The following is a 12,460-nucleotide window of genomic DNA, read 5'->3' on the forward strand; positions in this document are numbered from 1 at the left end:
GCCTCCTATGCTAAGTGGTAGCGATCGGGCACGTTGTCCGCGCTATCTGTTTTCTTTTCTTCTTTGCCGCTGTAGCCGACTACGCCAGCGTTTGAGCGGTTTTTGAGTGAATCAAAGTAGACATCAATGTAGTAGTCGGACTTGTCGGAAACGTCGATTGAGTCCGCCTTGTTAATGGCTTCTACCTTGATTTCTTTCGCACTTTTACCGGTAAAGTCAGCTGATTCGCCTACAAATGGCTTTGCTTGGTCGATCAATTCCATGCGGTCAGCAATGGCTTTGTCGAGTGCGTCACCGGTAAATTTCTTTTCAGCATCGGCTAACTGCTTTTCGAGCGAGTCGGCCTTTGCTTTGGCTTCGTCGGCTTGCTTGTTAGCACTGTCGGCGCTGCCCTTTAGCTTGTCGCGTTCGGCGGTTAATGCTTTGATTTGGGCGTTTAATTCGTCGATCTTCTTTGCATTAGCCTTGTTGTCAGCGTCAAGTTTTAAAATCTTGTCTGCATCGGCTTGCGCAACGGTAACGTCTGCGCCGTCCATGCGAATGGTTGTTGTTTCCATTTGATTCTCCTTACTTGGTTCTTGGTCTTGCACCATCTCGGCGCTGTCACCTGTTAGCCGTACCGTGTGACCGGCACGACCACGGGCAACAACGGCGACGTGGTTAATCTGGATATTGCGTTGGACACTGTCGTACTTCATGCCCTTGTATTCACCTGCGACCGGCTCGACGTCGGTCTGGAAGCCAATTGATAGCTCTTGTTTGCCCTTTTTGATCTCGTCGATCAATGAGCCGTCCATAATGGTCATATCGACCTTTAATTTGTCACCATCCACGTGTGCGTTGGTGGCGGTTAAACCCTTTGCGTACTTACTGGAATTGTTGATATTAACGGACTCGTTCGGGTGGTTATCTGTAATTGGCTTTGAATTGGCACTCTCGACGGCGCTGTCTGTCAGCAAGTCGTCGGGTAACTTGGCTTCCATTTGAATGGATCCGTCGGGCTTTAGGTACGGGAACACGCCCACGCGTGCGATTGGCACATTGCGGACGTGTAGGTATCCCGTTTGGCTATCAACGCTGAAACGGTTAATAGTCGCGCTATCGTATCGAGTTAGCATGCTATTCACCTACCGGAACATTGATTGGTGCCTTAGGGATATAAATGGTCTTGCCGGCGTAGACCTTAAAGTCAGCCTTTGAGACATTGTTAAAGTATCTGAGTTGCTGCAAAGCCACGCAGTAGTGCTGAGCGATATCGAAAAGACTTTCGCCTTCTTGGACTACGTGCTTGGTGCAGCCGGTGTAATCAAACTTCTTCTTCACGGTTTTTCACCTCCTTCACGCGTTATTTATCAGTAAAATTTCACAAAGTAAGAATGCTATAATGCCGAGCTTGAATGAACTTTGTCCCGTAGGCGAGTACCCGCATTTTTTCACAAACTTTGCGTAATTTTAGGCATAAAAAAAGCGCCCCCTCGCATTGAGGAAACGTCATTAATTCTTAAATTGTTGTTTAGTCGATGGGGTCAGCATAGCAGCGGCACCGGATAGGCTCGCCCGGCAGTTGACCATTGTCGCCGCCGTTTGGGTCGTCATACTTGAACTCTTTGCCGTCTAGCTCGCGGTGCTTTGGCCGCACACGCTTATCTTCCATCGACCGCCACACATATCTTGTTGAGCCGGTCATAACATTACGGTACTTGTCGACTTGTGCAAGTATCTTGCCTGTTTGGTCAGTTGCGATTAGGTCAGCGTGGCGTAAGGTCATGCCCGTGCGCTTGCTAATGGCGTGTGCCATATCGGATATACCGCCGCCGTCATTGATGTTGCGGTAAATATCCGCCTTTAGCTGGTCAATGAAACGACCTCTCATGGACTTAATCAGGTTTGTGTCTTCTACGATTTTGCCCCACGTGTACTCACGTAATTTGGGGCTATCTTTCAGCGGGTTTAGGGCATTGACGCCCACTTTCATGGTTGTTATGCCCTTCTTATGCACGACTTTGTTATATGAGTAGTTGTCGACACTGATCACAAACCGCGTGACCAAGTTTTCGAGGTCTTGGTCGCTTTGTTGTGCTTCAATGTCCGCACTCATAAGGACGAGCGCCTGCTGCACGTACTTAGTCCACATAGGGTCGTCGGAGTTGTCCGCGTCGGCTAACATTTGAGTACCGCCTTTGACGTATTGCCGTAAATGGACGTTAATGCGCTTCTGAGCCGTTTTCGACCACCCACGTATGATTTTACTTAATGACCTGTAAAAGCTCCGCTCCAATGCAAACGGGTAACCTGTGCGTCGCCTAGTCATTGTGTGCCGCCTTTAGGTCGTCCTCATACTGTTTGATTTGCTCATCGGTAAAGTGAGCCTTAGCCCAACTTTCGGCGCTGTCGGTCTCGACGTCGCCGTTGTTGGTGTTCTGCATTTGCCCCACTTGGTTGTTAGCCTGCCCGTTTAAGCGGTCGGCTGCTTCGTCGGGTCCAATAATTGCAGCACCAACAAGTGTCGATAAGGCATTGGCCGTGGTCTGGAAGGTCTCGGCTTGTGTCTTCTCGTCGGGCGTGTATAGTGGGTTAAACTCAACGTGCCAATCGATAGAGTCGGGGTCGAGATAACCGCCGGCAACGTCTTTGGAATACATGAGCAAGCGCACGATCTTTTCAACTTCGGGCTTTAAGCACTGATCTTGAAACGCCTTGACGGTGTCGTAGTAATTGACTACGTCTTGATCAGCACCGGCCAATGTTCCGGCCTGTTCGCCGGTTAGCACACTCTTTGGTATCCGGCAAGCTGCGCTAAGGTCTTGCCACAAGTAGTCGATAAGGACGTTTACCCCACCGGCTTGTGTGGACACCTTCGTGAGGGTATCGTCGCTTGAAATAAACATCATGCCCTCGGTGTTTGCTACCTGCGATAATTCCATCTTGTCGCGCCGGAATTTGTCGTCGTCCTCCGTCATTAGCCGATCAGATTGGAACACCTTGAACGTGTACTCGCGTAGCATCTTGCCGATTGATTCCGTGGCAATTTGCATGTTTTTGAGTTGGTTTTCGCATCGAGTAATTAAGGACGTACCGGTCTCGTCGCCGTCGCTCTTGTCTAGTGCGATATGACTGTACCGGCTTGCATCGATCACAACAGGGTCTAACTTGGCCTGCTCGGTTGTAATTGTACCGTCCTTGTTAACCTTTTGCCCGGGTTGCTTTGGCCGGATCACGAGGGCGGACTCTTTGCCGTAATCGGCACTGGTTGGGTCGTCGTTGGTCTTGTATGCCTGGATGTTGGTCTGCCCGAATGCGTGGATAAACGCTAAGTCCCGAATGTTAAACGGGTCAATAGGTGTATCCGTGCTGGTCGGGTGATCTTCTAATAAGCCGTAAGCTACGTAACCATCTCCGTGACGGTTGTAATAGTTCGTTTGCTGAGCCAGTGTCGGCAATACCATGCGCTTATCAAAGGCGTTTTGGTAGGCCTGTTGCAATTTGGCATCGTTCGGGATCACGATACGCAGGCCGTTACGAGTGGCATCGAAGCCTAGCTTAGATACGACTGTTTGAGTGATAGCGTCGTGCTTGTACTGGTTGTCGAGTGCTTCGTAGTCCTGTTCGTTGCTCTGTATTATCCAGCCTGCTTGCCGATACGGTGTCCGCATACCGAGATTTAAGGCGTCGGTGCGTACGACCGGCATTTTCTTTTTCTTATCTGCCATAGTGCCCCTCCTTCCTAGTATCTAACGATAGGACCGTTAACTTTTCTGTTTAGTTTTCTTAGAGCGTAGACCATTGAGTCCACAAAGTCGTCGTGTGGCATGTTCGGGAAGCCAAATACTTCCGTTAGGAAGTCATTGACTTCGGGGTGCCATTTCGGGTGCGGTACACACACTTGGTGTGCTTCCCACATCGGTGACACAGACGCAGCTCTCGCTTCCTTGCTGTCGGCTCCCGGACTAACCGGCATAATGCCCGGTATCTCACGCTTTAAAGTGTCGATAATTGCCGGACCGTTGGCCTTGTCTTCGACCAACTTAGCCAATGCGTCGGGGTATAGCCGTGACTGTGCCCTAATGGCGTTTAGCGTTTCGGTGAAGCTAAGTCTCTTATGGCACCACCCTAGACGCAGGTAGCAAATGGCATCGCGTCGGGACCACGTCTCACCACTCACAAAGTCGTCATTTTCCTTTGATTTGAATGTGGCGTCCCATGCCTGCACGGTCTGGTCAAAGTGTCGGGGCAGGATAACCACGTCGCGCCCCACTTTGAGATGCAAGCGTGCCGCTGTCTCTTCGCTGTCCACGTAATAGGTTGGCCAGTCCTCTTTAAAGATGTTACCGCCCTCGATGATGGGGCTTTGTTGGTAGAGTGCCGTGAACTTAGCTGTACCCATATCGTGCTTATGTGTTTCAAGCTCTTTGAGTGAGTGCAGTTCGGGACAGAGTGCCTCGCCGTTGTGGCGTCCGATTGCGTCTGTCTGCCCTGCTGGAATATCCTCCGCAATGGCTGGAAGCTTGATCTCTTCCCATGGCAAGCTAGACTGATCAATTAACCGGCCTGCGAGGTCGTCTGTCTGCCACCGTGTCATGATGACGATAACCGAGCCGCCCTTTTGTAAACGAGGATAGAACGTGAGGTTCCATTCGTCCCAGATCTTGTCCTTCACGGTCATTGAGTGCGCCTCTTCCGCGTTTTTCACGGGGTCATCGATGACCAACAAGTCGGCACTCATACCGGTCGCACCACCAAGAATAGAGGTAGCGTAGAAGCCACCACGGTGGTCTTGGATATCAAAGGTCTGGCTCGTGTTCTTGCCCAACTTTAATGCCGGATACGGGACAGCACCGCACCAATCGGCAAATGCTCGCCGGTTGCTTGCTGCAAATTGACTGTACAGGTCTTGCGAGTAAGCAACGATCATAGCGTGCTTATCCGGATAACGCATTAAGAAATAGCTAGGAAACGTCTTGGTAATGGTCAAGCTTTTTCCGTGCTGTGGTGCTAATTCTATGATGTAAAAGTGTTGTTCGCCGTCCGCTATTTTTTGCAGCTTATCGCAAATTAATTGCACGTGTGGGTATAGCTTCATGCCCGGGTTAGCCAACTGGAAGTAATCGGCGTAGTTATGCCATGCCAATTCTTCCTTAGCCGCCAGTGCTAGTCCGTTCTTTTCGGCTGCCGTTAACTTAGTCATCGTCTTCACCTGCTAACTTTGCAATATTGCGTAACTCTTCCACACTTAATTTAGCCATCTTTTCACGGGTGTTGTTTGCTACCGTGTGGAGTTGTTCGGCTTGTGCCTTTGCGACCTGTGCCTCAGACTCAGCTCTCACGGCTTCCGCTTGTGCGCGCTTAATCTGCGCCTTGTCCATTTCAGATAGTGGGTACCGTTTCAGAATCTCTTTCAATGCGTTTAGCATATCGGCAGGCTTTGGAATAACTAGGTCCGGCTCTGGCTCGTCGTCCTCACTAAGCTTGATCATCTTAACAAATGGCTCGCCCCGTGCGATCTTTGTCAGCTGTTCTAAAGCTTCCTTTGCACCCATTATTTTGTTATCCTCAATCTTTTTCATGCGCTTATCTATGTAAGCTTTGACACGGGGTTTTCTGAGGGTCTTACTTGCTTCTTTATATAAGGCGTTTTGCGTCATGCTATCGACCTTGTAACCCGCATTCTTATAGGCTTCGGTGGCGTTGCCGGTCTTCACGTATTCATCTGCAAACTTTTTCTGCTTAATTGTTAACTTTTGTTCGCCCAACCGGCGTCACCTCCTTAATATATTCAAGGTGGGGTTCGAACCCACATACCTACCGGTTCCCCCGGTGCGCCATTTGCCGTGGAGTGATCTTTCGCACTCGCTTCTTGGCTTACTTGAATACCTTATGATTAATCAAATAGAGTTTTTCCGGGATAGCTCTCAACCCATGCAAAAAGGCGCTGCCGCATTGGCAACGCCCTAATTAATTATCTATATTTCTCGTCCTTGTTATATACATAAGTATGGAATACAGCTGCATATGCTTCATTGCCTTCGCTCGTAGTTACGTCAATAAGGCGAGCATCGTCACCTTTAACTCGAAATACGGCTTTATATTGACCGTTAAAATGGACGTACCAAGTCATCTTAATGCGAGCAATATCAGCATCACTTGGCTTGTCTTTGCCATACTTGTCAAATGCTTCGACCGCTGCAAAATACTTAGCATCATGTATAAATTGTTCATCGTCCATTTCTGGTCTTTTCTTGTTTTCTTTGCTCATTTTGTTCACCTGCTATTTCATCGTGTCGACGTTTTCAAGTGCAGCGTTGAGAACTTGAATGAATGGTTCTTTGCCCTCAACCGTTATCTTGTTGCCTTCGATCTTGGTTACCTTGCCTTCATAGTGATATGGCCCTTTTAATTGCATTTCAAATTTTGAACCAACCTTAGGCTTAATCCTTTTCATTGCTTCCGGTTTAAGCTCAATTGTGATCTTAAATGGGACCATCCTTTTCATATCATCGGTAAGGTGACAATAATCGTTGCTTGCACCGTCAACAAATACCGTTGCTTCATCCTTGTCGTACGGTTTCATTAATTTCATGAGTACCACCGCGGAAAATCAATTTCACGCGTCTTTAATGCCTGTCTTGCATATCGTTGAGGGTCGGGGCACACACCGTTTGCAATATCGTACAATACTTCGACGTGGAGCTTGTCTTCCGTTGCGTGTGCCTGTTCGGGGTCGACCTTCTTGTGACCGTCGATATACACGAGTGTTTCTCTAATATCGTTTAGTTCCATGTAGGCTTACCTTCCCAGAAAAGTCTAATGCCTTCACAATTCCAATCATTGCCGAGTGCGTCTTGCAACTCGCGGATAGAGTGCGGTTTTTTCAGCTCGTCATAGTTAATGCCTTTGGTTATAATGTCACTCTTTGTCAGCATTTTCTTTTTCCTTAATCACGATACTTACTTGATCGGCCTTGATACGGGTAATCGTAGCAGGGTCAAAGCATTTAAATAGATCTCTTATTGGCTGATTTTCGGCAAATACCGGTACATAACCGAACCACATATCTTTAACTTTAAGTAAGTTATAAACATGGTGATCTTTTAAATCACGCACGTTATCAGTCATTGACTTTCTTACATAGCCTTGTATGACTAAATAAGCAACATCTTCGCCATGGTAACGCACAAGGGCGATATCGCCCGGTTCAAAATCATCGAGATCAATTGCTAATTTGTTCTTGCGCTTATCAATTAACTTCATTAGTGTAATTTCACCTTCCAAATTATGGAATCACATGGCCCATCTAAAGTCGCACCTAAATCGATCTTAATTTGGTCGCCTTCGCCTGCTACAATGCGCACAATACCTCTGTAACCGTACTCACCGTCTTCGCCACCTTTGTCAAAAAATACAACGGGCACCGAAACAGCCGTTAATGGGTCTTCCATTTTGTCTAGAAATATCAGATTTAGGTCATCTCTTAATAGCTTATCGCCGATTGCTGCGCGCAGTTCCTTGACTGTGTGCCATTGAGCTAGCTCGTCTTTATCGTAATCAACAAATTTGTTATTAACTAATCTGTCGGGATGCCAAACCCGCTTTAAATAGCCGTCCATAAGACACTTCACTTTCATATCTCTATCAATCGGAACAAGCAGTTCACGTGGACTATAGATAGGATTGTTCTTATTTTCCATTGAGCTTACGCTCCCATTTGTCGATAAACTCGCGTGGCGTCATGCCCGTGCGTGCTTTAAACCACCGTTGCATATCTTTGTCGGGGTCTTCCACGCACCGGATAGCGCGCTTAATATCGCGTTCTAACGCTGTTTCTTCCATGAATTTTTATACTTTTTGATATACTCGTCGGGCATCATACCCGCTTCTTGCTTAAATGCGATCTTCTTGATCATGTTTGCTGCCGTCTGAGCTTTGGCGTGCTTATCTAAGTACTTAGCCCGTTCTAACAGCGTGAAACGCTTGCGCAATTCTTCGTACTGTTTAGGCGTCACTGCCGTCGTCTCCCTTGTGGTAGTTAAATGAGCCGTCATTGTCGGTAATGTGACCCTTGCCGGCTGAATAATTGTCATCGTGGTGTACGTCGGGGCGATAGGTGTGTGAGTCCTTGTCGTAATACCATCCGTCTGGCGCGTTAAGGTCTTCCTTGTAGTCATCAATTAGGCTCTTTTCAATGTGATCTTCAAGCGTCTTAGCGATCTTTTCACCATCAAAACTCTTGTTGCCTTCTTCATAAGCTGCTTTAAGCTTATCGTAGCCGTCTTTTAATTCTTCATGGTAGATCACGCCGAGTACTACACCGGCAGCAAATGTTAATAGCTTCTTCATTAGTCTTGCTCCTTTAAATCATCGATACGCATATCAACTACATTTGTTAGTGTTCTAAGGGCATTTCTTTCAACGCTCAGTAACTTAACTTGCGTGTCTGAGATGCCTGTTGGGCTGATAATCTTATCATCAATCTTCAAAGTCTTATCGATGTACTCGTTCTTTTCTGCTTCTAACTTGTCGATTAATTGTGTAGCCTTGACCATGTTCTTATACTCCTTTGCGTCCTCTTTTTCTTGGGCTAGTGCCCTTTGCAAATACATATAACTAACTTCCATGCGTTTCCGCCTTGTGCCGATTGGCACTTCTTGTTTAGGCACCACCACGGGCGCAGTCTTGTGATGCACCCAGCCGATTATGCCGCCATGCTTATCTGGCGGACTGGCGGCGTTTGTCTCTTTGGTCCACTCTGCCAGCGTCTTGTCTTGCTGGTCGGGTTGCTTGTGATACACCCTCACACCTCTTTTTGATATGCAAAAAAGGCACCGCTCGCATGAGTAGTGCCTTAATTGTTGTTATTTAGTTTAGTAAAGCCCACGGCGGAATCGAACCGCCACAGCCTACGGCTTGCGCCTTTGGTCTGCCTTCGGGTTAGTGGGCTGGCTATTGTAGGGACCGGGCATTTCTGCCCGTAAACTTACAGATAAAATTTGAAGGTTGTGTAGAAACTTTATTAAATCAAAAGGTATTTTATAAATTGGAAAACTCGCCCGCACTCGCGGGCTAGTGGTGGTACGGGACTTGCACCCGTATCAGTGTCCCAGATCATAGAACCTACTGTTTTAATCTAATTAAACTAACCACCAATGACGCAGAGCTAGCTAATAAAGCACTCACTAGATAACTTTTACGTATGGAGCAACTCTGCTTATAAAGCGGTACGGGAGTCAAACCCGCGCGGGTGCCACAAACGCGTCAAAATACTATAGTTTTTACGTCAACATAACGGAGTAATTTCGTATTTTTATAGGGAAGTGAACGCCACTTCCTTTCACAAAGCAGAACTCTATAAGACTATTGGCACATTAACCGCTTCAAAGACTGTAAAGTTCGACATTTCGAAAAAAACCGTTAGCCCATTTGGGCTATGAACAATACGGGAATCGAGCCCGCGCGCATACCACTAACGCTCCCATCTTTTGAATGACAAAACACAATAAATTGTATTCTTGTAAATTTACTCATTAAAAGTTTAATTTACACGGTATGAGATTGTTCGAAGGCGTAGCAGGGAGTTGAACCCCGTAGTGCGATAAAGGCAACCGCACCGCTACCTTAGCCTACACCGTAGCCGCCTGTCCTTTGATGAGGCGGCGCATGTATACGTTGAAAAAGAACCGCTTTTTCTAAGTTTGAAAAAGTATTCTGCCCGCTCGGCCGTTGGTGTGACTCAAACTCAAAAAGACACGCGGTGTCATCGCAAGGCTATAACGCGCACGGGAGTCGAACCCGTGAACGTTGAGAGGATTAGATCTCGTTAAGTTACTTAATAGTTATTAAGAATGGCTTTTTGATATCGATCACTGAGATTCCTTACTACCTTTATCTCATTTTTTCGACAATATCATAATAACCCCTAGTGTATCCGGTCGATGTCCGGTTTATTGCCGGTCTAATGCCGGCTTAAGTCCGGTCAAAGTCCGGTCAAAGTCCGGTCTCTAACCTACCCATGCATGCAGGTCTTTTAAATATTCCACGTGATACCGATACTTCCATGCATCAAACCGGTCGGCGAACTCACACAAGGCGCGCCGCTTAAGCTCGTCGTATTGACTTGGCGAGTAACCTAACATTCCTTGCACCTTGGTGTCCTCTACGCAATTGAGATACACCTCTGTCAGTATCTTGCGATAGGGTTTGGTGTCACTCTGCCGGCAATTTCTTATCGTATGATAGATTGCCTTACATGCTTGTTCTGCCGCCATAATGCGGTTAAAGCTCGACTCAGTATGATTAACCCCACCGTGCGCAGAAACGCCGCTCGCGTCCATTTTCGGACTAGAAATGTGACTGTCATCGATAACAGACAGATCAGAGGGATTAAGGCCTGCCAAGTTCTGATATTTTTCGAAATTGTTCGTCAAAAAATCGCGTACGTTCCTTGCGGTCTCCTTATGGTCAATTGCCATTTCATCGTCTAAAAATAACTGCTCTGCTCTATCTGCCATTCTTGTATCACTCCTATACCCGCTAAGACCAACAAGCGCGGGTTAATCTAATCTATAAAATATGCCCATGTAGCAAACGCCACCGATAACATAACTATTAGTCCAGCAATTAATAATGTGTAGCTCCACCATGTGTTCATTTTCAAGGCCCAAACGATTATTAATAAAAAACTTGCGACGAAAGACACAACAAATGTAAGAAGAGCTAGAATTCTTAAAAAATAGCCTAACCATAGCTTCATGCGCTCACCAATACCTTTAATACTTCGGTGCTAACTCTATGATTAGCTCTCTTTGGGTCGCCTTTAACCTTGCGATAACTTAAATCTCGGTCGAGTACATACACGCTCACGCCGTCCGTGATAGTCTCGCCCACGCCTACTGCTAACATAACCAAATGTCCTCCTTCGGATATCCAAACCCGACTAACTCCTCATCAACAATCTTGATAGCATCCTCCACACTGCGCGCAATGCCGTGTACAGCATGAGCGTGCATTAATTCGTGGTGAAATGCTATTTGATCTGGTTGTATTTTGCCGGTCGGGGTCTTAACCTCGATATAAAACGCCTTGCCGTTGGCCATCTTCATACCAAACAAGTCCGGAAACCCATTAGGAAGACCTGTCCGCATTGGCCGACCGTCCTTGGTGTATAACAACCCGACGTTACCGCGCCAGCACTCGCACCGGTGCATTCTCAGCATGGCGATAATGTCGTTCTGAATGCGGTGTTCTGGACCAGCCTTACGCCGTTTTCTTACTCTTCTTATCCGTCTCAATCTCTTCACCCCTTGCTAAATTGGCGATACGTCTAATTGACTTTGCAAAGCTGCGATTATGCTCTTGTTGTGCCGCATCATTTGACTTGACAACATCGTAAAGGCTGTTAATTAGGCCGTCTTGTCGGTCGATTATATCCTTCATATCTTGCATGGCTTTTTCCTGTGCCCGGAATTGCCTTACGATGCGCTCGTTGTCGTCCTCTAACTCCGTAATTTTGTTAAATGCCGCTTGTAAGGCAACGGCGTTGTTTTGTTGGTATTTGTCGACACTATCGTGGTACACGTTTGATAGGTGACCACTATAGATCACTACGACAAGTAAGACCGCTGATAAGATTGCGTTTATCCATTCCATTTTTTAAAATCCTCCCATAACTTAACTACTGTGCAGATGGTACCCACGGCGATACATGCCATAAGGGCAATTGCGATAAACTCGACTAGCTTAATTAGCATCTTTTAGCACCTGTCCCATCTTTTTTCCGTCCTCGTATGCTTGGTCGGCTCTGCCGTCGTTATAGCCGGCTTGATACGAGCTTGTATTGATATCGACCAAGATCTCGGTTAAGGTGTCCGCTTGCTGCTTAGTCGTGATCATGTGACTATCAAACAGCACCTCATAGCCCTTAGCGGACAGCATATTACCTTCCTTGGTTTCTAGCTTCTTTTTCAGATAGCTTAATGCGTTACTTGCCATTATTTTTCCTCTCTCTCTACGTTTCTACAACTTCTCTTTGTAAGGTTTGGATGTTAAACCGTTTCACTTCCTGCCGAGTATCAGTTATCTCAACTATTCCGGGTATAAATTTCAAATATGGAGCGTCCGATAAGTACTTAACGCCGGCCATTAGTCTTCCACCGGTTTCTCTTGGCTGCCGTAGAAATCGACCTCTTCGACAAAGTCATAGCAGCTATTCAACGCGTTAAAAAGAACGTCAAGGCTTGGCGTACTAAACTCATCGTCACTGCTCTCTTTTATTCTTTTGTCATAAAACATTGAGCCATAGGACAAATGAACAAGGCCATACCAACGCTTGTAAGATTGGCTATCACCTATAGGCGGTAATGCTTCTTCATGATGCACAATTAGCATAAAGAAGTCCGCCCTGTCGCGAGCAGCAATGCACCGAAACACGTCACCCGGTTGGTAGTCTCTACTTTGTTTGCTCTTAATA

The 12,460-nt window shown here is 46.8% G+C and carries 18 protein-coding genes; all 18 read right to left on the reverse strand.

Annotation, left to right across the window (positions count from 1 at the left end):
- Window positions 1-5 precede the first annotated feature (5 nt).
- The gene (locus EJK17_RS09055) at window positions 6-1,118 is read right to left on the reverse strand and encodes a DUF2213 domain-containing protein (RefSeq protein WP_127796369.1); all 1,113 of its coding nucleotides are present in this window, start codon (window positions 1,116-1,118) and stop codon (window positions 6-8) included.
- A 1-nt stretch (window position 1,119) separates the two neighbouring features.
- On the reverse strand, window positions 1,120-1,323 hold the full coding sequence (locus tag EJK17_RS09060; RefSeq protein ID WP_127796370.1) for a LysM peptidoglycan-binding domain-containing protein: 204 nt from the start codon (window positions 1,321-1,323) through the stop codon (window positions 1,120-1,122).
- Between the two features lie 190 nt (window positions 1,324-1,513).
- Window positions 1,514-2,167 carry a phage minor head protein gene (locus EJK17_RS09065; protein ID WP_246011979.1) on the reverse strand — a complete coding sequence of 218 codons (654 nt, stop codon included), beginning with the start codon at window positions 2,165-2,167 and terminating at the stop codon, window positions 1,514-1,516.
- 136 nt (window positions 2,168-2,303) lie between these two features.
- The gene (locus EJK17_RS09070; RefSeq protein WP_127796372.1) at window positions 2,304-3,710 is read right to left on the reverse strand and encodes an anti-CBASS protein Acb1 family protein; all 1,407 of its coding nucleotides are present in this window, start codon (window positions 3,708-3,710) and stop codon (window positions 2,304-2,306) included.
- A gap of 14 nt (window positions 3,711-3,724) precedes the next feature.
- The gene (gene terL, locus EJK17_RS09075) at window positions 3,725-5,185 is read right to left on the reverse strand and encodes a phage terminase large subunit (protein ID WP_103661448.1); all 1,461 of its coding nucleotides are present in this window, start codon (window positions 5,183-5,185) and stop codon (window positions 3,725-3,727) included.
- Window positions 5,178-5,750 carry a terminase small subunit gene (locus tag EJK17_RS09080; protein ID WP_103661449.1) on the reverse strand — a complete coding sequence of 191 codons (573 nt, stop codon included), beginning with the start codon at window positions 5,748-5,750 and terminating at the stop codon, window positions 5,178-5,180. Before EJK17_RS09080 ends, terL begins: the two co-directional genes overlap by 8 nt.
- 206 nt (window positions 5,751-5,956) lie before the next feature.
- Window positions 5,957-6,253 (reverse strand): hypothetical protein, encoded by a 297-nt coding sequence (locus EJK17_RS09085; RefSeq protein WP_127796373.1) that lies wholly within the window; start codon window positions 6,251-6,253, stop codon window positions 5,957-5,959.
- Window positions 6,254-6,265: 12 nt separating this feature from the next.
- Window positions 6,266-6,577: a hypothetical protein gene (locus tag EJK17_RS09090; protein ID WP_103661451.1), complete on the reverse strand. Its 312-nt coding sequence runs from the start codon at window positions 6,575-6,577 to the stop codon at window positions 6,266-6,268.
- A gap of 326 nt (window positions 6,578-6,903) precedes the next feature.
- Window positions 6,904-7,248, reverse strand: a complete 345-nt coding sequence (locus tag EJK17_RS09095; RefSeq protein ID WP_103661453.1) for a hypothetical protein — start codon at window positions 7,246-7,248, stop codon at window positions 6,904-6,906.
- On the reverse strand, window positions 7,248-7,685 hold the full coding sequence (locus tag EJK17_RS09100; protein ID WP_103661454.1) for a hypothetical protein: 438 nt from the start codon (window positions 7,683-7,685) through the stop codon (window positions 7,248-7,250). The genes EJK17_RS09095 and EJK17_RS09100 overlap by 1 nt, the downstream gene beginning before the upstream one ends.
- 123 nt (window positions 7,686-7,808) lie before the next feature.
- Window positions 7,809-8,000, reverse strand: coding sequence for a hypothetical protein (locus tag EJK17_RS09105; protein ID WP_103661455.1), 192 nt, complete (start codon window positions 7,998-8,000; stop codon window positions 7,809-7,811).
- Window positions 7,990-8,334 carry a hypothetical protein gene (locus tag EJK17_RS09110; RefSeq protein ID WP_103661456.1) on the reverse strand — a complete coding sequence of 115 codons (345 nt, stop codon included), beginning with the start codon at window positions 8,332-8,334 and terminating at the stop codon, window positions 7,990-7,992. The genes EJK17_RS09105 and EJK17_RS09110 overlap by 11 nt, the downstream gene beginning before the upstream one ends.
- Complete coding sequence (locus EJK17_RS09115) at window positions 8,334-8,792, reverse strand: hypothetical protein (RefSeq protein ID WP_127796374.1); 459 nt, start codon at window positions 8,790-8,792, stop codon at window positions 8,334-8,336. Before EJK17_RS09115 ends, EJK17_RS09110 begins: the two co-directional genes overlap by 1 nt.
- 1,200 nt (window positions 8,793-9,992) lie before the next feature.
- On the reverse strand, window positions 9,993-10,502 hold the full coding sequence (locus EJK17_RS09120) for an ArpU family phage packaging/lysis transcriptional regulator (RefSeq protein ID WP_103661458.1): 510 nt from the start codon (window positions 10,500-10,502) through the stop codon (window positions 9,993-9,995).
- A 384-nt stretch (window positions 10,503-10,886) separates the two neighbouring features.
- The gene (locus EJK17_RS12105) at window positions 10,887-11,135 is read right to left on the reverse strand and encodes a VRR-NUC domain-containing protein (RefSeq protein ID WP_342769182.1); all 249 of its coding nucleotides are present in this window, start codon (window positions 11,133-11,135) and stop codon (window positions 10,887-10,889) included.
- Between the two features lie 112 nt (window positions 11,136-11,247).
- Window positions 11,248-11,640, reverse strand: coding sequence for a hypothetical protein (locus EJK17_RS09130; protein WP_103661460.1), 393 nt, complete (start codon window positions 11,638-11,640; stop codon window positions 11,248-11,250).
- 90 nt (window positions 11,641-11,730) lie between these two features.
- Entirely contained in the window at window positions 11,731-11,982 is a 252-nt protein-coding gene (locus tag EJK17_RS09135; protein WP_103661461.1) for a hypothetical protein, read from the reverse strand.
- A gap of 150 nt (window positions 11,983-12,132) precedes the next feature.
- Window positions 12,133-12,460, reverse strand: a 328-nt coding sequence (locus tag EJK17_RS09140; RefSeq protein WP_210403768.1) for a hypothetical protein, incomplete at its 5' end; no start/stop codon positions are given.

The sequence above is a fragment of the Lactobacillus xujianguonis genome (assembly GCF_004009905.1).
Classification (GTDB): Bacteria; Bacillota; Bacilli; order Lactobacillales; family Lactobacillaceae; genus Lactobacillus; species Lactobacillus xujianguonis.

Bases quoted from the DNA above. Each gene is read 5' to 3' on its own strand.
- EJK17_RS09055 (WP_127796369.1), bottom strand. From the start codon at position 1,118: ATGCTAACTCGATACGATAGCGCGACTATTAACCGTTTCAGCGTTGAT.
- EJK17_RS09065 (WP_246011979.1), bottom strand. From the start codon at position 2,167: ATGTTAGCCGACGCGGACAACTCCGACGACCCTATGTGGACTAAGTAC.
- EJK17_RS09070 (WP_127796372.1), bottom strand. From the start codon at position 3,710: ATGGCAGATAAGAAAAAGAAAATGCCGGTCGTACGCACCGACGCCTTA.
- terL (WP_103661448.1), bottom strand. From the start codon at position 5,185: ATGACTAAGTTAACGGCAGCCGAAAAGAACGGACTAGCACTGGCGGCT.
- EJK17_RS09085 (WP_127796373.1), bottom strand. From the start codon at position 6,253: ATGAGCAAAGAAAACAAGAAAAGACCAGAAATGGACGATGAACAATTT.
- EJK17_RS09090 (WP_103661451.1), bottom strand. From the start codon at position 6,577: ATGAAATTAATGAAACCGTACGACAAGGATGAAGCAACGGTATTTGTT.
- EJK17_RS09095 (WP_103661453.1), bottom strand. From the start codon at position 7,248: ATGAAGTTAATTGATAAGCGCAAGAACAAATTAGCAATTGATCTCGAT.
- EJK17_RS09100 (WP_103661454.1), bottom strand. From the start codon at position 7,685: ATGGAAAATAAGAACAATCCTATCTATAGTCCACGTGAACTGCTTGTT.
- EJK17_RS09110 (WP_103661456.1), bottom strand. From the start codon at position 8,334: ATGAAGAAGCTATTAACATTTGCTGCCGGTGTAGTACTCGGCGTGATC.
- EJK17_RS09120 (WP_103661458.1), bottom strand. From the start codon at position 10,502: ATGGCAGATAGAGCAGAGCAGTTATTTTTAGACGATGAAATGGCAATT.
- EJK17_RS12105 (WP_342769182.1), bottom strand. From the start codon at position 11,135: ATGCGGACAGGTCTTCCTAATGGGTTTCCGGACTTGTTTGGTATGAAG.
- EJK17_RS09130 (WP_103661460.1), bottom strand. From the start codon at position 11,640: ATGGAATGGATAAACGCAATCTTATCAGCGGTCTTACTTGTCGTAGTG.
- EJK17_RS09135 (WP_103661461.1), bottom strand. From the start codon at position 11,982: ATGGCAAGTAACGCATTAAGCTATCTGAAAAAGAAGCTAGAAACCAAG.